Below are 23113 nucleotides of genomic sequence, written 5' to 3'. Positions count from 1 at the left end.
TTCCGGTTCCTCCCTTCATGCGGCCAACAGCCGGAGCAGCCAGGCGAGATTGTTGGACCCATTGTCAGGATGAGCGGGATCGCACCCGTTGGATGCCGCGATGCGCAGATCGATCTCAGAAGGGGTGACCTGAGACAAAACTCTCCTCCACCTTATAGAGAAACCGCGTGTCGATGCAGAGCTACCGCTCCTTGGGTCATAACTATTTCAGTTAGGCACAAAATTCAGGAATGTGTTGCCGAATAGACGTGGATTGGAAAGCCGAAACTCGCGCCCGTGCCTGACATACTTCACATCGGAGTTTTGCAAACATGCCTCCAGCTTTTGCGCATCGGAATAGGCAAGATCCAGAGCCACGATACTCGGTTCATCCTCGGTCAGAACAGCAGTCGGAAGGGGCCCGTTACGCGCTTCGATCGCCGCCGGTGTCAGTATCCGCATTTTGCCATTCCCCGTGTCAAAGACGACGCCGCCAACACATGGATGAGGTGCACCATAAAGGCCGGAGTATTTTGCCGTTAGCGTGCCCATATCCTTATCGCGCGCCAATATTGAGACCCCTGCGTAGCCATGAACCGAATTCGGATGCTCCAACCAAGACGGCACATAAATCAATTCGGGGCGGTGTTGCTGGCACAGGAAAAACGACAGGCGCGGACACGTCGTGTCTGGCAGCAAGGCAAGCGTTGTCTTTGTGCGGCCCGTGCTGCCGTCTGGCAGCGTCACCTCGCGTCCGAATTCCAGATGCCCGCTGATAGGAAACCCGGCCTTTTCCGCGAGCTCTGCGTCTGCGACAGAATTGGTACTGTGCAGCGCCGTCAACGCAATGCCTTCGCGTTTTTGCAAATTTTCGTAGACATGACGCCCAAAACGAAAATCGCCTGCAGGCACCTCATCAATCAGCGTATCGTCGTAGATGCCCATGATTTCCAGCAGGCAGCCCTGGAACATGGCAAGGCTGGTGCTTGTCCCCCATGGATGTTTACCCATGGGCGTCATGTTGAACCCGACCGCGATCAACCGGTCACGCAAGGCACTGATGTCGTGCACGGCAATCAAAGGATGATCGATTCCGAAAGTGGTATTCATGTCATCAATCCTCGGGCTTTAGAAAGGACACCTTTGCCGCACCGACCTGTCTGGCCTTGGCGCCGACGACCACCGTTCCCGCGCCGACGTCCTCAACCACGATTGCGCCTGCCGCAACATTGGCCCCGGCGCCGACAGTGACATTGCCAAGGATGATAGCCCCGGCACCGATTACTGCGCCATCACGGATTGTCGGATGCCTTTGCGGGCCGCTATTGGAAAAATTGCTGCCCAACGTGACATTGTGCCAGATCGAGACATCCTCCCCGATCACGCAAGTCTCACCAGCGACGAAACCCAGCCCGTGGTCCAGCCAAAAGCCCGGCCCGATCTGCGCGTTGGGGTGGATATCGGTCGAAAAGGCCCGGCCGAAGGTCGAGCTTACGGCAAGCGCAAGGGTATGATCGCCGTCCTGCCAAAGCTGGTGGGCGACGCGGTGGGCCATGACGGCATGAACACCGCGCGCAAACAGCAGGGAGGCGACCGCGCCACCCGGTTCGAAATTGCGCCGCGCGGTTTCGGTGATGTCATGGGTGCTGACCTCGACCAGAGCCGGATGCCCGGCATAGACACGGCGGATGACGTCACCCGGCACACCCGCAAAAGCCGCAAGAAGCGCCCCCGCAAGATCGGCAAACCCCTCAAACCGCCGCGGCGTTACGCCAAGCAAAGCGGCGGCGTCGGGGCTGTCGGTCAACAGCGCTTCGGCTTCTGTCGCCAAATTCATCGTGCACCACCCCTGCAAGCCTTCATTCCCTTGGCCCCTCGATCAATGCCGCGAAGGACCACATCGTTGAAATCGTCTCTTGGCGTGTGCCGCGCACCAAAACCCGACACGGGGCCGTTCCCAAGCCAGATATATGCCCCTGGCGCCTGTTCCAACATAACGGCGAAATCCTCGGACGCCATCGACGGGTTTTGGTCGTCATTTACGGCGTCCGCGCCCGCAACTTTCTGCTGCGTCGCAATACCTTCGCAAATCTCGGTCGTCCGCTTTTGCAACCGTGCTTTCACGGCCTCGTGGAAATAGCGCGTGCCGCCCGCAAGGCGGACGGTTTCGGGGATGAGGTTATAAACATCGCCCGCATGAACCGGCCTCACGCTCAGCACCGCAGGCGACTGCGGAACAGGTGCGCGCGAAACGACAGATTGCAGCGCCCCGATCAATTGCCCGGAGGCCACGATATTGTCCGTGCAGTCATGCAGCATGGCCGCGTAGCCACCGTATCCGGTGGCGGCGATATCAATGGTATCAAACCCCACCATCCGCGCGCCTCGCCGAACGCAAAGCACACCCGGTGTCAGCATACCCACGATGCATCGTGTTTTCCATTTGCGCCTGACGTTCGGCTGCAAATTCGGATGTCTTGCGCTCTTGGCAGGCCAGTTCCAGGTGCTTGTGCAAATCGCGACGCCACCCTGCCCAGATCGAGTGAGTCGATGTGAAAAAAATCGTTTTCGGGCATCGTGTTGCTTTCATTTGCAGGGCGGCGGGCGCTTGGACCACCACCCCGTTTCCTTCATCAGGACACATATCCAAAGGCGATCTTGGGCGTTTTTCCACTGTCCAGCCACACTGACTTGGGACTTGTATACTCCATCAAGGCGTCGCTGCCACTGGACCGGCCAAAGCCCGAATTCAATGAGCCACCAAACGGCGAGGACACATGGATCGCCTTGTAGCTGTTGATCCAGAACGTGCCGGCGCGCACAGCCGCCGCCATGCGGTGCGCACAACCAACATCAGACGTCCAGACAGCGCCGGCCAGCCCGAATAGGGTGTCGTTGGCGATGGCAATGGCCTCTTCCTCGTCCGCAAAGGGGATTGCGGTGACGACGGGGCCAAAAATCTCGGTCTGGGCGGCGGCTGCCTTGTTGCCCAGACCGGACAACAGCGTTGGCGGCACGAAAAATCCGGTTTCGGGCGTACTTGTCCGGGTGCGAACACTGGCGCCTTCGTCGCGCGCAGCGGCGATCATTCCACTGACATGGGCGAATTGGCGGCCATTGCTGATCGGGCCGACCTCGGTTGCCTCATCGAGCGGATCGCCCAGCGCGATACTGTTCATGCCTGCCGCTATCATGTCCGTAAGCTCGGCATGGGCCGACTGATGTACCAGCAGCCGGGACCCGGCCACACAGCTTTGTCCAGCGCCCGAGAAGATCGCGGCCTGAGCGCCCAGTGCGGCGTGTTTCAGGTTGGCATCGTCAAACACGATATTGGCCGATTTTCCGCCAAGCTCCAGCACCGCAGGTTTCAGCGATTGCCCAGCTGCCATGGCAACGCGACGGCCGGCTTCCGGAGAGCCGACAAAAATCACCTTGCGCACCGCGTCATGTTCGATGGCCGCCTGACCGGTCGTGGGTCCCAATCCGCACAGCACGTTCACCAACCCTTTGGGCAGGCCAGCGTCTTCGGCGATATGCACCAAAGCCACGGTTGTCAGAGGCGTCAATTCGCTGGGTTTGATCACGACGCCATTGCCGGTGGCGATGGCCGGTGCAATTTGCCACCCGGCGGTAAAAATCGGCGCGTTCCACGGCGTGATCTGAAAGACCACGCCCAAAGGTTCGCGCAGGGTGTAGTTGAGGTGCCCGCTGGGAACGGGGATCACCTCGCCATGCAGCTTGTCGGCCCACCCTGCGTAATAGCGGAACATCTCAGCGACCTTGGCCACCTCGATCCGGCAATCGCGGATCGGTTTGCCAGCAACCAGCGCTTCGAGTTTGGCCAGTGGTTTCTGATTGGCGATGACGGCGCGCGCGACATCCTGCATCACATCGCCGCGTCTGGCCGCAGAAAACCCTGTCGCCCAGTCCTTTTGCACCGCCGCCGACGCGCAGCAAGCCTCAGCCGCCAGTGCCGCGCCGCAATCACTATAGCGCGCCAATTCCACCTGGGCATATGGGTCTTCGAGCACCACGGCATCGCCCGCGCCATCGCGCAATTGGCCAGCGACAAGGCTTTGCACGGTTGTGCCAAGCCCAAGTTCCCCCATGAGCGAGAGCAGAAGGTCTTTGCGTTCAGACATTTTCGGACGCTCCGTATTTGAAGATCTCGTTGAAATCGGCGCTATCGGCCAGAATTTCGCGGCTGTTTTCCCAGATTGCGGCGATGGCCTGCGTGGCAGGCAGATCGAGCCCGCCCTGGGCGGCCAATTTGGTGGCCAACCCCACATCCTTGCGCATCAGCCCCATGGTGAACCCGGAATCGAAGGCCCCATTCAGGATCCATTTGGGGAAGTTCACTTCGCTGACCCCGCTGCGCCCCGATCCGGCATTGACGCCTTGCAACAGGCTCTCCAGCGGCACCCCGCAGTTTTGCGCCAAACGCGCCATTTCACTGACCAGCACCAGGTTTGCCGCGCAGAGCAGATTGTTGGCGATTTTGGCGGCGTGTCCCGCGCCTGCCGGCCCGACATGCACGGTCTTGGCCGTCAGATCGTCGAGTACCGGGCGCAGCGCCGCGATCGCCTCTGCCGGGCCCCCCAGAACCATCGTCATCGTACCCGCGCGTGCGCCACCCGGACCGCCACTGACCGGACCGTCAAGGAAGGTATAGCCCGCCGCCGCCGCCGCGAGTGTCTTGGTCGTGTCCGGTTCCGAGGTCGATGTATCCAGGATGATCGTACCGACCTGCACATGAGGCACAAGATCGGCCATGACGCTGGTCACTGTCCCGGCATTTGGCAGCGACAGGATGATCTGGTCGCATTCTTGCGCCAACTCGCCCAGGCTCTCACAGACCTTGCCGCCATTGATCTCGGCCCGCGCGCGCGCTTCTGGCATCGCGTCATGGCATTGAACATCGTGGCCCTTTTCGACAAGCCGCGCGATCATCGCGCCGCCCATGGCGCCACATCCTACCAATCCGATCATGGTCTGCTCCTCACACTCATGTTTCTAATGGCCCGTTGCGCGCGGCGCGGTGGCCAACAGCATCCGGGTGTAGTCGTTTTCGGGGGAATCATACAAAGCCTCGGCCTCTCGGCATTCGACGATCTTGCCTTGCTTCATCACCGCCACCCGGTCAGAGACCTGCCGCACGACTGCCAGATCGTGGCTGACAAACAGCATGGTCAGCCCAAGCGATCGGCGCAATTCCATCAGCAGCGCCAACATGTCCGCCTGAATGGAGACATCCAGCGCCGAGGTCGGCTCATCACACAAAAGGAACCGGGGCCGCACCGACAGGGCGCGCGCGATGCAAATGCGCTGACGTTGCCCGCCGGAGAACTGGTGTGGAAATTTGCGCCCGGCCGCTGCCGGAAGGCCGACACGTTCCAGCAAGGCGCCAACAAGCCGCGGGATATCGCTGCGTGCGGCCAGACCGTGAAACCGGATCGGTTCGGCCAGAATATGATCGACGCGCATCCGGCCGTTGAGCGAAGAATAAGGATCCTGAAAGACCACCTGAACATCGCGGCGCAGCGCCTTGCGCCTGGCGCGCGACCGCACATCGGCCAGCGGCCCATGATCATCATAGCGCACATTGCCGGACGTGGGCAGGACAAGGCCGGTCATCATGCGGCCAAGCGTCGATTTTCCAGACCCGCTTTCGCCGACAAGGCCCAGAACCTCGCCCCGCTTGATGCTGAGGCCCGGAATGTCCACGGCGCGGAATGTGCCCGCCTTTCCCCAGAACGATTTCTTTCGGGTGGCAAAATCCTTGGTCAATGCGCTGGCGGTGACGTAATCGCCGGAACTTTCGTCCTTGTGGCCCTGCAAAAGCCATTGGTCGATTTCGCCGGTCTTTTGAGCCGGATTGCGGAATCTGTCTTCGCGCCGTTCGATGCTGGGGATCGCGGCGATCAGATCCTGGGTGTATTGCTCTGTCGGGGTGTGGATCACCTGGGCTGTGGGGCCGGTTTCCACCAGCTTGCCGTGGCGCATCACATAGACCCGGTCAGCGGTTTCGGCGATCACACCCATGTCATGCGTTACCAGGATCACCCCAAGAGACCGCTCGACACAGATGCTGCGGATCAGATCAAGCACCTGTTTTTGCACCGAGACATCCAGCGCCGTTGTCGGTTCATCCGCAATCAGAAGGTCCGGGTCACCCGCCATCGCAAGAGCAATGACCACCCGTTGACGCATCCCGCCAGAGAATTCGTGCGGGTATTGCCCCATGCGGCTAGCCGCATCTGGTATGCCGACCCCGTCCAACCGGTCAGCGGCCATCTTGCGCGCCTCAGACATCGGCAAATCCCGTAGCAAGGCAATGGATTCCGCCAGTTGGTCGCCAACTGTCATCAAAGGGTTCAGAGACGTCATTGGATCCTGAAAGATCATGCCGATCCGCCGCCCGCGCAGCCGCGCCATTGCCGCGTCGGACAGATCGATCAGGTTCTCACCTTCCAGATCGATCCTGCCGCCCGACACTTTTCCGGGATGCGACAGAAGGCCCATGATGGCATTGCCGATGGTCGATTTACCGGCACCGCTTTCCCCGATCAGCCCGACGATCTCGCCGCGCCGGACCTCCATGTCAAAGCCATGCACAGCGGTGAAATCGCCGAGCCGGTGCGGGAAGGTGATCTTGAGGTCTTTAGTTCTGCACAAAATCTCGGTCATCGCAGCCTCGGATTCAAATAGTCGCGGACCCAGTCGGCCACGAGATTAAAGGCGACCACCATCACCAGCAGCATGATGCCCGGAAAGATCACGACCCACCAAATGCCGGAAAACAGGTATTGACTGCCGATCTGGATCAATGCGCCCAACGATGGCTCTGTAAGCGGCGTGCCGAGGCCAAGGAAGGACAGGGTTGCCTCGGTCACGATGGCCACCGCGATTTGCAGCATGGCAAGGACAAGCACCGGCCCAAGGATGTTCGGCGTGATATGGCGCAGGATGATCGTTGCCGTCGGCAGGCCAATGGCGTGACAGGCGGTGACATAATCCTGTCCCCGTTGCACCATGGCCGAGGCACGCACGATGCGGGCGAACTGGACCCATCCGGCAAGGCCGATGGCGAGGATCATGATCGGAACGGCAGCTTGGGCAAAGACATCTGCGGGAAGCGAAGCCTTGAGGATGCCGTTGAACAGCAGCGCAATCAGGATCGGCGGAAAGGCGAACTGGATCTCGGCAACCCGCATCAGCACCGCATCGGTCATCCCGCCGAAATACCCGGCAAGCAAGCCCACGGTCATCCCGATGACGACGGACAGCGCCACAGCGCCAATCCCCACGAGCAGAGAAATCCGACCGCCATAAAGCATCGCTGACAGCACATCGCGGCCCTGAAGGTCTGTCCCCAAAAGGAAACGCGGATCAGCGCCGTCCTGCCAGGCGGGTGGCATATTGTTATCCATGATGGAAATCGTGGCCGGATCAAACGGCGTATGGGGCGCAAAGACCGGGGCAAAGGTGCAGCCGATTATCATCAGTACGATAATGACGGCCGATATGATCGTGACCGGAGAGTTCAGCAGCTCATACCAGAAGTCAGAGCGAATTCGTTCAAGCATATCAATGCGCTCCGTGACGAATACGGGGGTCGATCAGCACATAGACCGCATCCACGACAAGGTTCGAGATCGTGAACACCAGCCCGACAAAGATCAGATATGCGGCCAGCAACGGAATGTCGCTTTGCCCGATAGCGTGCAGCAATAGCGAACCCATGCCCGGCCATTGAAAGACCCTCTCGGTGATGATCGAGAAAGCAAAAAGTGAGCTGAGTTGCAGGCCAATCGCCGTGACCACGGGAACAAGCGTGTTTTTCAGCGCGTGGCGGAAATAGATCCGTTGCCCCGGTAACCCGCGCGCCCAGGCAAAGCGGATGTAATCGGTGCGCAGCACTTCCAGCATCTCGGCCCGGATCAGGCGCAGGATGACGCCAAGTTGAAACAGACAAAGGACTGCGGCGGGCATCAATGCGTGGCTCAGCCCGTCCCATGTAAAGAGGCTGGAGCGGACCCCAAGGACCGTAACCACATCACCGCGCCCGAAAGAGGGCAGCCAATTCAGCCAGACCGAGAAAACGAGAATCAGCAAAATGCCCAGCAGGAAGGACGGGATCGACACGCCGATCACCGAAAGCGCCATGATCGTCTGGGCAACGCCGCCCTTGCGCCGGATACCGGTGTAAATACCTGCCGGAATTGCAAGGATCAGCGACAGCACCCCCGAAAGCATCACCAGTTCAATTGTTGCGGGAAGACGGTCTGCGATCATCTCGCTGACATCGCGGTTGAAACTGTACGATATTCCGAAATCGCCCTGCAGCGCGTTCACGACATAGCGGGCATACTGAACGAGGATCGGGTCGTTCAGGCCAAGGCTTTCACGCAGCGCCTCGCGGTCTTCCACCGATGTTTCCTGTCCGACCAGGGACAAGACCGGGTCGCCCACGAATTGAAATACGAGGAAGCCAACAAGGGCAACGCAGAGCATCACAACCGTGGCCTGAAGCAATCGGGCCAGCAGAAAATACATATCAGGTGTCCATGTGGAGGAAACGTTGGGGGAATACGGCCCGATGTCGCCGGGCCGTAAAACCGAGGCTTAGTTGACGTTGAAGTATTCCAGCGGGAATTCAAACGTCGGGTGTTGCACCACCTCGACTTTCTCCGCCGCGCCCCAGACCAATTGCTGCACATGCAGCGGCACAAGGCAAACGTCTTCGACCATCAAGGCCATCGCGTCTTGCAGCATCTTTTCGCGTGCGGCGGCATCCATCGTCACAGCGGCCTCAGCGGCCAGTGCATCGGCCTCGGGAACCGAACAGCCCGAGATGTTCCAGGCCCCTTTGCCGTTTTCCAGATCGCGGGTGCCCAGCACGTTTTGGAAAACGTTCAGGCTGTCCATCGTCGACGGCGTCCAGCTGAGCAAGAAGAACGAGGTGCCGAAATCGGGCGCGACAACCTTGGGGAAGAACTGCGCTTTGGGCTGGGCGATCAGGTTTACCTTGACCCCGACCCGGGCCAGCAGGCTGACGGTCGCCTGACAGATCTGACCATCGTTGACATAGCGGTCTGTCGAACAATCCATCGTCAGTTCGAAGCCCTCAGGATAACCTGCCTCGGCCAGCAGCGATTTGGCAGTCTCGACATTGTATTCCAACCTGGTCAGATCTGGATTATAGCCGCTCACCTTGTCCATCACGTATTGCGTGGCCAAAGTCGCCTGCCCCTGCATCACGCGGTCGATGATTGCCTGTGCGTCCACTGCGTGTGCGAATGCCTGACGGACTCGCAGGTCCAGGAACGGGTTGCCCTCGACCGGGCTTTCGATGATCTGATCGCGCCATTGGTCCATGCCCAGGTACATGGTGCGCGCCTCGGCGCTGGAAACGACCTTGACCCCCGCACCGTTTTCAACGCGCGCAATATCCTGCAAGGGCAAGGGCATCACCAGATCGACCTCGCCTGACAAAAGCGCCGAAACCAGCGTCGCGGCGTTGTTGATCGGGGTGAACACGACCTCGGTCACGTTGCCCGTTTCGCCCCAATAACCGTCAAAGGCGGCCAGCGTCGTTTTTTCGCCCTGCGCGCGCGAGACCACACTGAATGGTCCGGTGCCGTTGGCGTTGGTCGCGCTGAATGCTTTCTCTTCGGCCTGAAGGTTGATGGGCTCGACCGCGCCATTCGCTTCCGCCCATTGTTTGTCGAGGATCATCAGATCGAGGAGATCGTTCAGCAAAATCGGATTGGGCGCTTTGGTCACGATTTCGACGGTCATGTCATCGACGGCGCTGTAACTTTCGACCGAGGCCAGCACGTGTTTGAAATTCGAGGTTTCGGAAAGGGCGCGATCCATGCTGAAGATCACATCATCGGCGGCAAAAGCAGACCCGTCATGAAAGGTCACGCCGTCGCGAAGCGTGAACCGCCATGTCGTTGCGTCGACCTGCTCCCAGCTTTGCGCCAACTGGCCTGCGATCTCGAAATCTTTGTCGCGTGCGACCAAGCCCTCGTAGATGTTGGCCAGAAAATAGTTAGTAAAGCTTTCATTGTGGCTGTGCGGATCAAGGCTGGTCGCATCCCCTTGGGACGCCATACGCAGCGTTTCCGCCTGAACCGGGATGATCGTTGCCGTTGAAAACGCCAAGGCCGCAGCCAGAGACGCGAGATAGGTTTTTGACATCTTATTACCCTGTTGAGATTTTTTGATTCTCGGCAGTGTATGTTCAGAACCGGCCTGCGGGAATTGCAGTAAATGTGAATTATTGTTGCCCCAGAGGCAACGCTAACCAGCATTCCGAAACGCGACCATCGACCGTGTGATGTGATCGACCAGACGTGTCACCCCTTCGGGCAACCGCCGACCATACCGAGTAAAAACCGAAGCCTCGCCTTTTCTAAGCTCCGGGACCGCCAGGCGTTTGGTGGCAATGGTCCCATCTGCGATTTCACGTGTCACCACAAAGGCCGGAAGCACCGTAACACCCAGCCCTTCGCGCACAAAACTGCGCAGCACCGCCAGAGAGTTGGAATGCACAAGCGCCCGCAATCTGACCCCATGTGCGCCTTCGGCGACCGCAATCATATCGCCCACGCCAAAGCCCGATTTCAAAAGCGCCGAGGGCAAAGTTTCAAGTTGCGCCATTGTGACAGGTTCTGACAGGTCCGCCCATTCCGACGTCGGGCTTACCAAAAGATCAAGCGGTTGCTTGACTTGCGCAGCGGTTCGGATCGCCCGTTCCTTTCCGGCATTATAGGCCAGGCCAAGATGCGCGCGATCGGTTCTCACGGCATGCAAGACCTGTTCGGTCGATCCGCTCAGCAGGTCATAGGTAAATCCGGGAAACGCCGCTTTATACGACGTCATGGCATTGCCAACAAAATCACTGATGAATCCATCGCCCACAGCAATCATCAATTCGCCACGCCGCATCCCCTTGAGCGCGTCGAATTCCGAAAGCAACGTTTCCTGTTCGCTTTGCTGATGTTTCAAATAGGTCCGCAGGATGGTTCCCGCCTCAGTCGGGCGTACGCCTTTGCGTCCACGTTCAATCAGAGCCGTCCCCAGAGACGTTTCAAGCGCTTTGATTTGGCGGCTGATTGTTGATGGTTCGACCCCCAAACGTTCCGACGCGGATCTGATCGACCCCTCTTCGCAGGCAACGAGGAATGAAGCAGATTGGACTGTGTCGATCTTGAACAATGAATGCTCCTCGCCGCCGCCAAGTGGTTTTGCAAAACACCGGAGCGCTGGTTCCTATCCTCTCTATAAGTTCAAGCCTTCGATGGCGAGACCCGGTTCTGCACCTATGCCGAGCGATACAATCGCACTGTCCGGCATGAATATCCGGTTCAATGGCACGGGTTAGGCCCCTCAGTCCCATGCCGATGACAAAGAATGTAGCCGGGAAATAGGCACGCCGCGATCGTCCGCAAAATCAGCTGCGAAAGCTGACATGGTCAGGCCTTTCTCAATCTGTCATCAACTGTCCGGTTGCGGCGGGTCATGACACGTGCCGCAACCGATCTTGTTGCTCGTCCGATGTGTTATCCGAAGAGTCTCCAGCCATTTTGCGTTCGTCTTCTTTCAGTTCGAGCCACATCGCGTTCATCACGGCGAAAATGGCGGCCAGCGGAAGGCCCAGAATCCAGGCAAAATACCACATCGAAAGTTCCTTTTCCTAATAGAGAGAGTGGGAGTTTTCAGAGACATCAGCCTCAGTGACCTTGCCCCACAGAACTTTGTAGACCCAGGCGGTGTACATCAGGATCAACGGCATAAAGATCGCGGTGGCCACCAGCATGATGAACAGCGTCAGATGTGAAGACGAACTGTTCCAGACCGTCAGCGACGACTGCGGATCGCTGGAACTGGGCATGATGAAGGGGAACATGGTCAGCCCCACAGAGGAGATCACGCCTAGAATTGCCATCTTGGAAACCAGCAGCGTCGAAACTTCGCGACCGGCCCGCAGCCCGAGGTATGTCAACAATCCGCCAATAATCCCCATGAGCGGGGCAACGGCGATCCAGGGACGGTCCGCATAGGCAGACAGCCAGCTTGGGGTGCGCTCTACCTCGAAATGCAGCGGGTTGGACGGGCCGTTCGTGACATAGTCCCCGACGATGCGAAATCCTTCGATACCGAAGGTCAACCACAGGCCCGCCAGCACATAGGTACCAACCGCGACCAACGCCGCCTTGGAGCCAATGGCGCGGGCGCGGATTTGAACCGGGCCTTCCGCTTTCAGCGTCAGCCACGCACTGCCGTGCATGATCAGCATCGACAACGAAACCACACCTGCAAGGATCGAGAACGGGTCGAGCAGGCCGATGAACTTCATGTACCAGGCCCCTTCGTAGATCGTATGCAGATCGTCGGTGAACTGGAACGGAACACCCTGGATCACATTCCCTACGGCAACTCCGAACAACAGCGCAGGCACGGCACCGCTGGCAAAAATCGCCCAATCCCACGTGGTTCGCCAACGCGGGTCGTCCCGCTTGGAGCGGTATTTGAACGCGACGGGGCGCACGATAAAGGCTGCCAGGATAAGGAACATCGCCAGATAGAAGCCAGAAAAACTCACAGCATAAAGCGGGGGCCAAGCGGCAAAGATGGCGCCGCCGCCAAGGATAAACCAAACTTGGTTCCCCTCCCAAACCGGGCCGATGGTATTGATCGCGATGCGGCGCTCAATGTCTGTCTTGGCGACGAAGGGCAGCAGCGCGCCAACCCCCATGTCAAACCCGTCGGTGAGAGCAAAGCCGATCAGCAAGACACCGAGCAGACCCCACCAGATAACGCGCAGCACGTCATATGTGATAAGTTCATGTAAAATCATCTGTCTTACTCCGCAGGTGTGGCGATAGCATCGGCATTTCGGCGACCAGCCAGGCGATCGTTGTGACGCTGGTTCCAGGCATCGGTCTCCTCAACATCCTGAAAAGGGCCTTTGCGAATGTACTTCAGCATCAGACCCATCTCGATGATGAACAGGATCGTGTAGAAGATCACGAAACCAGCCAGCGTCAGGGCCACTTCGGTCATCGATAGCGCGCTGACAGACATCGCTGTGGGCAACACGCCATCCACGGTCCATGGCTGGCGTCCGTACTCGGCCACAAACCATCCCAACTCGGCCGCGATCCACGGTGCAGGGATCATCCACACTGCCAAATGGAGCGCCGGACGCGGGAAGTTCATCCCCTTGAACGAGGCGCGGTAAAAGAAATAGGCCATGGTGGCGATGAACCCGAAGCCAAGCCCCACCATCAGCCGGAAGGCCCAAAACAGCGGCCAGACAGTCGGCACCGTGTCATCGGCGGCAGCCTTGATCTGCTCTTCGGTAGCGTCCAGAGGATTGTCGACGTATTTCTTGAGCAGGAAGGCAAAGCCAAGATCGGCTGAATGTGCCTCGAACGTCGCCATAACCGCCGCTTCAGTAGCGTCGCGATTGGCGCGCACGTCCAGCAGTGCCTCGTAGGCGATCAGGCCAGAACGGATGCGGTCCTCGGCGGTTGCCACCAGATCGTTGATCCCCGGAATTTCGGTTGTCAGAGACCGCGTGCCGATCAGGCCCATCGCCCAGGGAATCTCAATCGCGTAATGGGTTTCGCGCGCCTCTTGATCCGGAAAACCGACCAGATTGAAGGGTGCTGGCGCTTTATGTGTTTCCCACATTGCCTCAATCGCGGCGAGCTTCATTTTTTGGCTATGGGTCGCCGAATAGCCGGATTCATCGCCCAGCAAGACGACGGAGAACGCCGACGCCAGCCCGAACGCAGCACCGACAGTGATCGAGCGACGGGCCAATTCTACATGGCGGTTGCGCAGCAAGTACCACGCAGAAACGCCAATGACGAAGACCGAGGCGGTGACATAGCCTGCCGAAACCGTATGGACAAACTTGGCCTGCGCCACCTCATTGAAAAGAACCTCAAAGAAATCCGTCATTTCCATGCGCATGGTCATCGGGTTGAATTCGGCACCAACCGGGTTCTGCATCCAGCCGTTGGCGATCAGAATCCACAACGCCGAAAAGTTCGACCCGATGGCAACCAGCCAGGCGACGGTCAGGTGCCCGACTTTGCTGAGCTTGTCCCAGCCAAAGAAGAACAGCCCCACAAAGGTTGCCTCAAGGAAGAAGGCCATCAGCCCCTCCATCGCCAGTGGCGCACCAAAAATATCTCCGACGTAGTGGCTGTAATAGCTCCAGTTCATACCGAACTGAAATTCCATTGTGATGCCCGTGGCGACCCCAAGCACAAAGTTGATGCCGAACAGCATTCCCCAGAACTTGGTCATCTGCCGCCAAATCGGGCGGTTGGTCATCACATAGACCGTTTCCATAATCGCAACGAGGATCGACAGACCCAGCGTCAGCGGTACGAACAGGAAATGATACATCACCGTCACCGCAAACTGTAGGCGGGACAATTCAACGATACCGAACTCCATTAAATCCACTCCAATCTGAAGATGGCGATTCGGGACCATCAACCATTCGATTTTAGGAATGTGTGCGCCTTTGGCAGCCTCGGTACATTGATCCAGATCAATAACCGACATTGGAAATACAACTTATATCAACGGCACGACCCGGTCGGCAAATTCTATCTCTGCTTTGCGATGTGCCGCGATGAGAATGGCCGAGTTCGGAAGGTAATCCCGGACATTCCGCAGCACGGTCATGGCGGTTGCGCTGTCGAGCCCCTCGGTCGGTTCATCCAGCAACAACACGGCGGAATTTCGCAGCAAGGCGCGCGCCAGCGCCAGGCGGCGCGCCTCACCACCAGAAAGACCGTCGCCACGCACCCCGATAGCCGTTTCAAGACCCTGTCGCGCCCGCATCGTCGAAGCCAGCTGCACCACCTCAAGAACTTGCCACAACGCACTGTCGTCGCTTTCAGGCGCGGCAAGGCGCAACGCGTCGGCAACGGATCCCGACATCAACGCGCTTCGTTGCGGCAAAAGCGTTACCTCGTCGCGCAACACCGCCTCGTTGCAATCGGAAACGGACGCGGCACCCAACAAGATTTGCCCCTTGGAAACAGGATGCAGCGCTGCAACGGCCAGCAACAGCGTTGATTTGCCCACACCGCTGGGACCGGTCAGTGCAACGGTTTCACCTGATGCCACGGTAAGGGTCATATCCTCGATAATTGGGACCGATGAAAGATCGCGATGCAAGGTAACCGATTGGATGCTCAACGCGCCGTCTGGCACAGCAGCGCCCCCATGTATTGGCGATCGGGTCGCAATATCGCGCGACACCCGCCGCGCCGCCTCTGCCATCCGCCCAAGGTCACTTGCCGCCCTGCGCAAAGGGGCGATCGTTTCCGCCAAGGCCAGCGTGGCAAAGAAACCAAGTGCTGCAAATGGCGGCGCAATGGCACCGTCCTGCGCCATCGAAACCCCCAACCACAACGCACCCGCCGACACCCCCATGCCCAGCAGCTGTATCGCCGCACCGGCAAAACGCTCTGCCTTGTCCTGTTGTCGGCGCAAGTCAAGCCGCCGACCTTCCGCCGTCATGGTCAATTCCACCTGAGCCGTCACGCGCCCGTAAGCAGCCAGATTGCGCCGCGCTCTGATCAGGTCGATCAGCCGAGCGCGGAAAGCTTGCACCGCCGCTTCTGCCCTGCGGGACAAATGCGCTGTTTTGCGGGTTGTCTGCCAAAAAATCACTGTTGCCCCGCCGGTGAAACCGATGAAAATCCACACTGCTATTGGCAGACCAACCAACCACCAGAGGACAGCAAGGGCGGCTAATTGCGTTGCCAGACCTGCCAACACCGGTAAAAACAGCCTCAGGGACACGCCATCGAGCGCATCAACATCCGAGGTCAACCGGTTCAAAGCCCGCGCTCCTCTCAGCCGGACAGCCCGGCGATAGGGGGCAGCCATGAGACCGCTCAGCAAGTTCAAGCGCAGCGACTGAAGGGCGCGCAGTGTCGCGTCATGAGTCAGCACCCGTTCCCCGTATCGCGCCGCCGCACGCCCCAGAGCCAGGAATCGCACCATCGCCGACGGTCTGAAAACATCGAACACAGCCCCCAGCCCGGCCAATCCCGCAGCTGAGGCAGCCGTGATGAACCATCCCGAAAGGCCCAAAAGGGCCGCTCCCATAGCCAACACAAGGAAGCTGAGCAAAGCGCCACGGATCAACGAAACGCGCTGTTCTCGCAGAATGAGACTGAATATCTGCCACAGCGCTTTCATCGGGCCGCTCCGATGTGGACAACTCTGTCCATTCGGGCGGCCAGCTCAGGGTCGTGGGTCGCTACAATCAGCGTCGCGCCCCGCGTCACCTGTGCCAAAAGACCATCGGTGACGGCGGCGGCTGTTATCGTATCCAGATCGGCCGTCGGCTCGTCCGCAAGGATCACATCAGGTGCGCCATAGATTGCCCGCGCCAGCGTCAGGCGGCGTGCTTCTCCGCCCGACAGGCCGCCACCGGCCTCACCCAATCGCGTGTTGAGACCCTGCGGAAGCCGTGCCACCACGTCATCGACCGCCGCTTGTTTCAGCGCTGGCCATAGATCTCCTTTACGGCCAAGTTGTAAATTCTGCCGCAGACTGGCGTTCAGGAAATGCGGTGCCTGGGGCATCCACCCCACCCGCGCGCGCCACGCATCGGCCGTGTCCTTCGAAAGCGTCTGCCCCGCCACCTGCACCAGCCCTGCAACCGGTGCCGCCAGCCCCGCCATCAACCGCAAGGCGGAAGTCTTGCCAGCCCCGCTTTGCCCCATAAGCGCGACGCTTTCACCTGCTGCAATGTCGATGTCAGTCAACATATCGCCATTCGGCAGCTGACAGCCCCGGAGTGAAATGGCGGCAGCGCCCGGCATCCGTGCGCTTGCCGCACCACGTCCCATTAGCAAGGCGGTTTCTTGGGCGTCCCACACGCCGAACTCTTCCAGGACGGCATCGGCTGCGGCTTTATCATGCCATGCGGCCGAAAGATCGCGTAACGGCTGATAAAACTCTGGAGCCAATAACAACAGGAAAATACCGGCCTGCGGCGTGAGCCCCCCACCCCAGGCACCGAACTCAAGCGCCCCCAGCAGTGAAAATCCGACATATACCGCAACCATTGCCACACCGATCGCAGCAAAAAGCTCAAGCACTGTGGATGACAAGAATGCAACGCGCAGTACAGCCATTGTGCGATGCCGCAGCTCCCCTGCGTGCGCGGAAAACCCCTCGAGCACCGCCTCCTTCGCCCCCAGCAGCCGAATATCGACCAATGCCGAAAACCGCTCGACCAACAGGTCATTCAAAGTGCCGATTTCCACCAGCTGTCGTTGGCTCGCTTCTTTTGCCGCCATACCGACAAGCGCCATGAAGACCGGGATCAAGGGGCCGGAAATCGCCAGGACAAGCGCCACAGCCCAAGACTGCCAGACCGCCAGGGCGAGAATGGCCAGAGGCACCACCATCACCCGCGCCCGTGCGGGTGAATAGCGCGTGATAAATGGCGCAAGCAGATCAAGCTTTTCACTCGCCAGCGCCGTGATCCCCCCCGCGCCGCCAAATCGGCTGTCTTCGGCACGCGTCGCCTCGACTGAAACGATGTGCGCCCGAGCGGAATGGATCACAGCCTCTGCCGCAGCCTGTAACTGCGCTTCGCTTACCATGCTCAGCCACGCCCGCAGAGCACCAAAGCCCACATAAGCCGACACAACCCCAAGCACCGGAATTTCATCCTCTGTCAGCAAGCCTCCCAAAGCGTACGCCACCACGGCCGCCTGTAACGGCCAGAGCAGCGCGGCCAGAACCGACAGAATACTGGCACGACGTTGCAGCTGCGCGCCAGGCGTCATCGGAGCGGATCGTGGCGATGCGCCCGCATGTTCTGCAATTGCGTTGTTCGATTGTCGTTTGGTCACGAGCAGGCCATATAACTTGATTCTATGATGTTGGTTATTAAACTTGACTGGTCGTGAATGTGACCTGGATCAAATAGAGACGCATTCAAATGACCAAATATAAAGTTTCAGACCGATTGTCCGCCGTCAGGGATTGTGGACCCATTGTCAGCGTGATCCAAGAGAGGGGCTGGCACATCTGATTGGTTTGATTGCGCGGCGGCTTTGCGGTCAGCAAACGCCGGAATGCGATGGCCTGTCGTTGATCCGTTCCCGTTGTTTCAGAATGGCTTGGCCGCGCCCGAAGTAGACGTCGGCGGGTATAAAATTCTGCAAGCTCTCGTGGTAGCGCTGGTGGGTGTAGTGATCGACGAAGGCATCGATCTGCTGCTGGTGGTCTCCCGGCAGGTAGTAATTTTCCAGCAGGATGCGGTTCTTCAGCGTCTGAGGCCAGCGCTCGATCTTGTCCTGGGCCTGCGGGTGATACGAGGCATCGCGGTCGTGGTCCATCTGCTGATCTTCGAGCCACTCGGCCAGCTCGCGCGATGTAACTGGCGCCATTGCCCGATAACAGCCGCGGGGCGTTCAGAACCATCGCCCGGTCGCAGCCCAAGGCCTGTAGAGTCAGGTCCAGCGTGTCGGCCACATCCCCGGTCTTCATCGTCCTGTAGAGCTTCCAGGCGGTGATGTAGCAGCTGTAATCGTCCAAGATGGTCGACAAACAGAACCAACCCCAGCCAATGACCTTCAGGTAAATAAAGCCGGTTTGCCAGAGCCGATTGCCCTCTTGGTCTTGTCCCTGAACTCGTCGGCGACAGACCTCTTTCCTTCAGGGCCAGGTTCGCGATCTTCTCCCGAACCTGCTCGGGGATGCGGTTCGCGGTTTCAGTATTTTTCTTGATACCGCGCTGCACATCGCGCTTCTGGTCTTCGGACAGTTTCAGGTTATGAGATCGCGTCTGGCCAGATGCACGGGGTACGCCGCTTTGCGCCCGCCCACCATATCCCTTTGAAATCGCTTATTTTAAATTGGCGACTACGCTCAACTATTACGCCTTGCTCTGTGGATTGCGTCCATTTTCTTCCACGAACGCGGCGACCAAGGGGTAAGATCATGGCGAAACTGTCCAAACGCATCATCGACGCATTACAGCCAGAGGCACGCGATTACTTTGTCCGGGACAGCCAGATTCCGGGTTCGGGGTGCGGGGAATGCTCGCGTATCGTGCCGCAAAGGAGCACACAGATGGCATCACGGCCGACCGGGGAATTCCGCGCGGAAGCTGTGCGCGTAGCGCTGACCAGCGAACTGCGGCGAAAAAGGTGGCAGCCGATTTCGGCATCGGTTTTTCGACGCAGCACCGCTGGATACAGCGAGGTCGGCGCAACTCTGAAAAACCCACCTATCAATCCGATCTCGACATGAGATTGCCGCGCTGCGGAAAGAGACCCGTATGCTTCGGGAGGAGAGGGGAGGGGCCAAAAAAAGCCACCCAGTTCTTTGCGGAGCGAGGCAGATGAGGTGTAACCGCGCCATTGATACCATAGCTTACGCGGCTTGACTGCCGGCTTCTGGATGCAGCGCTTTTCAGTTCCACGGCAGCAATTCATCCAGCTTGTTGATCTTGTGGTCGTGGATGCGGCCGAGAATGTCAGCGAGATACGCCTGCGGGTCGAGGCCATTCAACCTAGCGGTCTCGATGATGGTCATTGCGCGAGCCAAGGTTTCTGCACCGGTGTCAGCGCCCGCGAACAACCAATTCTTACGGCCGATTCCGATAGGACGCAAAGCGCGCTCAGCTGGATTGCTGTCGATTGCCACACGTCCATCGGTTAGGAACAGGCTGAACGCTTCACGGCGGCTCACGCCATAGCGGAAGGCTTTGGCTAAGTCGCTCTTGCCAGGAATGCGCAGGAGCTGTTGTTCGGACCGGTCAAAGAAGGCCTCCACCCTTGGTCGGCTCAGTCTTTGACGGGCCGCAAGGCGGGCCTCTGCGGTCTGGCCGCTGATGTCGCGCTCAATATCGTAGAACTTACCGATCTGGTCGAGCGCCTCGCGCGCGATCTCAGGCTTAGTTGAGGCCCAAAAATCGTGGAAGTCCCGCCTTAAGTGAGCCCAACAGACCGCCTCGCGCAAACGTGGCGCGCCATCGGATTGAGGCTCGTAGAGCATGGCATAGCCCTTGCGGCCGTCCGCTTGCAGAATGCCGCAGGCATTGGCCAAGTGGCTCAGGACGTGCTCTTTCTTCCAATTGGATGCGAACCGACAAACAGCGCCACGCGGTGCGGCTCCCGCCCAAGTCCGCGGGTCACGCACGTAGGACCAGATACGGCCTTGCTTCACGCCTTTCCCCAACCCTTTGTCTCTTCTGGAACGGTTCAACACTCGGATCGGGGTAGACGACACCGTTGTGTTTGACGATCTTGCTCATCCGTTGACCTGTGTCGATACGTTCGATCGTTTGCTTTTCTCAATTGCTTCTGGTGCTGCCATCGCCGCGATCTCCGCGAGTGTGACGGGTTTAATCGGTGGGCGAATGCGGTAATGGCCGGTTTGGTCTGGTGACAATCCGTTGGCCTCGGACAACAGGTGGGTAACCGTAAGCCCACAATATCGCCCCTGACACGGCCCCATTCCGGCGCGGCCAAAAGCTTTAGTCTGGTTCGGACCCAAACAGCCCAACCCAGCCATGTGCCTAATGTCGCCCGCCGTGACTTCTTCGCATCGGCAGACGATGGTGGCATCTTGCGGGGCGAGTGCCGCCGCATAGGGCGGATAGGCGCTGTCGATGAAGGGGCGCGCGGCGCGCTCTTTGACTAAGCGCCTGCGCAAAGGACGTGCGGCGGCATTACGGTCTCCGGCTGTCAGGCGGTCGAGATCACAGGCAATGTCCAACGCCGCAATTTTACCGGCCAGAGCGGCGGCCTTTGCACCGCCAATACCGGCCCCGTCGCCAGCGATGAACACGGCGGGTTTCGGCGTGCGCCCCCATTTCAGCGAAGCAAGGGAACGCTATGCCCAAGTGCGCCCTCGTGAGTATGTCTCCGGGGAACAGGTACTTTATCTGGGCCGCCGTTATATGCTGAAGGTGATACCCGTTGACCGCAAACCGGCACCTGCAAGGCTGCGTGGCAATCGGCTGGAAGTCGAAACCGCCAACGGGATGGAAGATGACATCAAAGGCCGTCTTCGTGCATGGTACCTCGTCAGAGGTCGCGACTACCTGAGTCGTCGCATTGATGCGTTGGCAAAAAACCTCCCCTGGGTGGATGCCCCGCCATCCTTTCGACTTCTGGAGATGTCACGCCAATGGGGGAAGCTGCTCCCCGTCCGGCGAGATCATCATCAACCGTCACCTGGTCAAAGCGCCGCGGCAGTGTGTCGACTATGTGCTCATTTATGAACTGGCGCACCTGAAGCACCACGATCACGGCCCTGCCTTCTGGAACCTGATCGACGCACACGCTGGGGATTGGCGGAAAGCCAAGCGTCATTTGGATGGGTTGGTCGAGGTTTTGATGGATTGAAGCGAGTCACAAAGCTCGAAGTGTAGTAGCTGCGAGAACAGCGAATGACCGCACTGACAGGTCGCGCTATGCAAGCTTGCCAACATAATTTATCGCGGCCGTTTCGTTCTTCACCATTCCCTTTGAAACAACAAACACCCCGAGCGGCATTGCCGCTCGGGGTGTTCCTCTTTTCTTTAGGTACTCATAATGTCCAGCAAACAGCGGTGCGCGGCGACGTGGTCGAGTACACCGTCGCGACTGTTGAGAAAATCCTGGAACAGATATTGCAGCTCGATGAGCTCATTTCCGCGGTCGGAATAGACTGGAGTGTCACGAGTTTCGCCGCGTGGGCCAAAATCATCGTAGCCTGTTTCCTCGTACCGCTCTTCACTGCCGAGGAATTCCGAAGCAATACAGCGCTCCAGAATGTCCATGACGGCATCAAAGCCCCCTTCATCAGCTTCATCGAAAGGCTGGCGTTCCTTCAGGCGCGCAAAGCAGCGCGACACGAACGCCACATCCTTTGCGGTGTCGCCAAGGTGAAGCGCTTTGGCCCGCTCGGCGACCTGCCTTCCCAAGCCTACGGCCTCGGCTGCCAGATCATCCATGTTCTGTTTGTTGTAAAGCACGTGCATCGTCGTGTTAGCCCTTGAGTTAATTGTCGTTCATTGGAGCGCCCAGAATGGCCGCCCCTTCAAGACAGCCGACCCCCGTATGGGTCGGCTCTGGGGGTTCACGCGACTTGCGACAATTCCTGGGAGGCTTGGCAAAGAATGTCACTTGTGGGTTCATTCTCAGCGATCTGCCGCAGCAAGGACCCGAGCTTTTCGGACAACACACAGCACTCATCGACGAATTTAGAAGTAGGATTAATCTGGGCAAAGAGGCCGCATTCAATACGGTCCGGATCGCTGACGTGCTCCAGCGTCAGCAACTTGTGAAAGTCTACAAGTTGGCTGCTTTGTGCGCGCGTCAGGCGCCTTGTATGGCGTACAGCTTCACAGAGCAGGAAAACGCGACCACTGGCCGCTGGGCCACCAAGCCTGTGCGCAGCCAGAGCCAAAGCGGTCCCATGATCCCGGAGAAATCGGCGGACGAGTCCGAGCTTGGGGCAAGGCTGCTTTGTGGAAAAGGTTCTGTAGAAAGTCATCGGTTTCATCCCGAAAAATGCTGCGCCAAGCGGCAGCTCAAGAAGTCTGTTTTCCTCCTTTCCAAAGGCAGTAGGGCCAGACGCGCTGTAGCAGCAGCATTGTCTATCGGTCTGGCATTTGTTGATGTTTGTTTTGGTTCGGCCTCACCAGAGTTTCCGGATCTTCGCGGCCTCAAAAGAGGGCCCGCGCAAGATCTGGAAATCAGGTGAGAAGCCAGCCGATGGAGTTATTTAGTGTATCGACGCCACAAATTTGCGGCTCTTTACCCCAGTCTGTTGATTGTCGCTGAGAACTGACCCGGCATTGTCACCGAGACTTGACCCACCCAGCTGTTATGTTCTTTGCGTCATGATGGCGTCAATGCTGCTGTCTCCTTTCGTTTCTTTTTCGCTGTCTCCGAGCTGGCCTTGAACCGATAGCTGTCATTGCCGGTCTCCAGGATGTGGCAGCGGTGGGTAAGGCGGTCGAGTAGCGCGGTGGTCATTTTCGCATCGCCGAACACGCTGGCCCATTCGCTGAAGCTCAAGTTCGTGGTGATGACGACGCTGGTGCGCTCGTAGAGTTTACTGAGAAGGT

At 58.8% G+C, this 23113-nt stretch carries 21 protein-coding genes and 2 pseudogenes; 4 read left to right on the top strand and 19 right to left on the bottom strand.

Annotation, left to right across the window (positions count from 1 at the left end; translation table 11 throughout):
- Window positions 1-207: 207 nt before the first annotated feature.
- The 18 genes and pseudogenes from NANH_RS26385 to NANH_RS0115625 form a co-directional block, all read right to left on the bottom strand.
- Window positions 208-1089 carry a VOC family protein gene (locus tag NANH_RS26385; RefSeq protein WP_051372452.1) on the bottom strand — a complete coding sequence of 294 codons (882 nt, stop codon included), beginning with the start codon at window positions 1087-1089 and terminating at the stop codon, window positions 208-210.
- A gap of 4 nt (window positions 1090-1093) precedes the next feature.
- Window positions 1094-1816 carry a serine O-acetyltransferase gene (locus tag NANH_RS0115715; RefSeq protein ID WP_027262903.1) on the bottom strand — a complete coding sequence of 241 codons (723 nt, stop codon included), beginning with the start codon at window positions 1814-1816 and terminating at the stop codon, window positions 1094-1096.
- On the bottom strand, window positions 1813-2355 hold the full coding sequence (locus NANH_RS0115710) for a zinc-binding metallopeptidase family protein (RefSeq protein WP_027262902.1): 543 nt from the start codon (window positions 2353-2355) through the stop codon (window positions 1813-1815). The genes NANH_RS0115715 and NANH_RS0115710 overlap by 4 nt, the downstream gene beginning before the upstream one ends.
- A 257-nt stretch (window positions 2356-2612) precedes the next feature.
- A complete protein-coding gene (locus NANH_RS0115700; protein WP_027262900.1) occupies window positions 2613-4121 on the bottom strand; it encodes an aldehyde dehydrogenase family protein in 1509 nt (502 codons plus the stop codon).
- Window positions 4114-4968 (bottom strand): NAD(P)-dependent oxidoreductase, encoded by an 855-nt coding sequence (locus NANH_RS0115695; RefSeq protein ID WP_027262899.1) that lies wholly within the window; start codon window positions 4966-4968, stop codon window positions 4114-4116. Before NANH_RS0115695 ends, NANH_RS0115700 begins: the two co-directional genes overlap by 8 nt.
- 24 nt (window positions 4969-4992) lie before the next feature.
- Window positions 4993-6666: a dipeptide ABC transporter ATP-binding protein gene (locus NANH_RS0115690; protein ID WP_027262898.1), complete on the bottom strand. Its 1674-nt coding sequence runs from the start codon at window positions 6664-6666 to the stop codon at window positions 4993-4995.
- Window positions 6663-7565, bottom strand: coding sequence for an ABC transporter permease (locus tag NANH_RS0115685; RefSeq protein WP_027262897.1), 903 nt, complete (start codon window positions 7563-7565; stop codon window positions 6663-6665). Before NANH_RS0115685 ends, NANH_RS0115690 begins: the two co-directional genes overlap by 4 nt.
- Window position 7566: 1 nt before the next feature.
- Window positions 7567-8535 carry an ABC transporter permease gene (locus NANH_RS0115680; protein WP_027262896.1) on the bottom strand — a complete coding sequence of 323 codons (969 nt, stop codon included), beginning with the start codon at window positions 8533-8535 and terminating at the stop codon, window positions 7567-7569.
- Window positions 8536-8604: 69 nt separating this feature from the next.
- Window positions 8605-10185, bottom strand: coding sequence for an ABC transporter substrate-binding protein (locus NANH_RS26380; protein ID WP_036049924.1), 1581 nt, complete (start codon window positions 10183-10185; stop codon window positions 8605-8607).
- A gap of 102 nt (window positions 10186-10287) precedes the next feature.
- A complete protein-coding gene (locus NANH_RS0115670; RefSeq protein WP_027262895.1) occupies window positions 10288-11205 on the bottom strand; it encodes a LysR family transcriptional regulator in 918 nt (305 codons plus the stop codon).
- A 301-nt stretch (window positions 11206-11506) separates the two neighbouring features.
- A complete protein-coding gene (cydX, locus tag NANH_RS28015) occupies window positions 11507-11668 on the bottom strand; it encodes a cytochrome bd-I oxidase subunit CydX (protein WP_074920502.1) in 162 nt (53 codons plus the stop codon).
- Between the two features lie 15 nt (window positions 11669-11683).
- Window positions 11684-12847: a cytochrome d ubiquinol oxidase subunit II gene (gene cydB, locus NANH_RS0115660; protein ID WP_027262894.1), complete on the bottom strand. Its 1164-nt coding sequence runs from the start codon at window positions 12845-12847 to the stop codon at window positions 11684-11686.
- Between the two features lie 5 nt (window positions 12848-12852).
- Complete coding sequence (locus tag NANH_RS0115655) at window positions 12853-14463, bottom strand: cytochrome ubiquinol oxidase subunit I (protein WP_027262893.1); 1611 nt, start codon at window positions 14461-14463, stop codon at window positions 12853-12855.
- Between the two features lie 123 nt (window positions 14464-14586).
- The gene (locus NANH_RS0115650) at window positions 14587-16227 is read right to left on the bottom strand and encodes an amino acid ABC transporter ATP-binding/permease protein (RefSeq protein ID WP_027262892.1); all 1641 of its coding nucleotides are present in this window, start codon (window positions 16225-16227) and stop codon (window positions 14587-14589) included.
- Window positions 16224-17831: a thiol reductant ABC exporter subunit CydD gene (cydD, locus tag NANH_RS0115645; protein WP_051372451.1), complete on the bottom strand. Its 1608-nt coding sequence runs from the start codon at window positions 17829-17831 to the stop codon at window positions 16224-16226. The genes NANH_RS0115650 and cydD overlap by 4 nt, the downstream gene beginning before the upstream one ends.
- A gap of 309 nt (window positions 17832-18140) precedes the next feature.
- Window positions 18141-18689 (bottom strand): annotated as a pseudogene (locus NANH_RS28010) (transposase); the annotation flags it as partial.
- A gap of 775 nt (window positions 18690-19464) precedes the next feature.
- A pseudogene (gene tnpC, locus NANH_RS26370) lies at window positions 19465-20274 on the bottom strand (IS66 family transposase); the annotation flags it as partial.
- 30 nt (window positions 20275-20304) lie between these two features.
- Window positions 20305-20844 (bottom strand): (2Fe-2S)-binding protein, encoded by a 540-nt coding sequence (locus NANH_RS0115625; RefSeq protein ID WP_027262888.1) that lies wholly within the window; start codon window positions 20842-20844, stop codon window positions 20305-20307.
- Between NANH_RS0115625 and NANH_RS29830 the strand changes: the two genes are divergently transcribed.
- The 4 genes from NANH_RS29830 (at window position 20765) to NANH_RS0115605 (ending at window position 22746) form a co-directional block, all read left to right on the top strand.
- Window positions 20765-21280 (top strand): YgjP-like metallopeptidase domain-containing protein, encoded by a 516-nt coding sequence (locus tag NANH_RS29830; RefSeq protein WP_367889526.1) that lies wholly within the window; start codon window positions 20765-20767, stop codon window positions 21278-21280. The two genes, NANH_RS0115625 and NANH_RS29830, sit on opposite strands and share 80 nt — an antisense overlap.
- Window positions 21216-21404: a M48 metallopeptidase family protein gene (locus NANH_RS29370; protein WP_367889527.1), complete on the top strand. Its 189-nt coding sequence runs from the start codon at window positions 21216-21218 to the stop codon at window positions 21402-21404. The genes NANH_RS29830 and NANH_RS29370 overlap by 65 nt, the downstream gene beginning before the upstream one ends.
- Window positions 21405-21448: 44 nt before the next feature.
- Window positions 21449-22039, top strand: a complete 591-nt coding sequence (locus tag NANH_RS28630; RefSeq protein WP_139236251.1) for a hypothetical protein — start codon at window positions 21449-21451, stop codon at window positions 22037-22039.
- A 110-nt stretch (window positions 22040-22149) separates the two neighbouring features.
- Window positions 22150-22746: a hypothetical protein gene (locus tag NANH_RS0115605; protein ID WP_139236249.1), complete on the top strand. Its 597-nt coding sequence runs from the start codon at window positions 22150-22152 to the stop codon at window positions 22744-22746.
- A 137-nt stretch (window positions 22747-22883) separates the two neighbouring features.
- On the opposite strand, the gene NANH_RS26360 is transcribed toward NANH_RS0115605, so the two are convergent.
- A partial coding sequence (locus tag NANH_RS26360) for an ATP-binding protein (protein ID WP_036049921.1) occupies window positions 22884-23113 on the bottom strand: 230 nt, incomplete at its 5' end.

The sequence above is a fragment of the Sedimentitalea nanhaiensis DSM 24252 genome (assembly GCF_000473225.1).
Taxonomy (GTDB): Bacteria; Pseudomonadota; Alphaproteobacteria; order Rhodobacterales; family Rhodobacteraceae; genus Sedimentitalea; species Sedimentitalea nanhaiensis.
The sequence above is the reverse complement of the archived record's forward strand: the minus strand, read 5'-3'. Positions and strand labels throughout refer to the sequence as shown.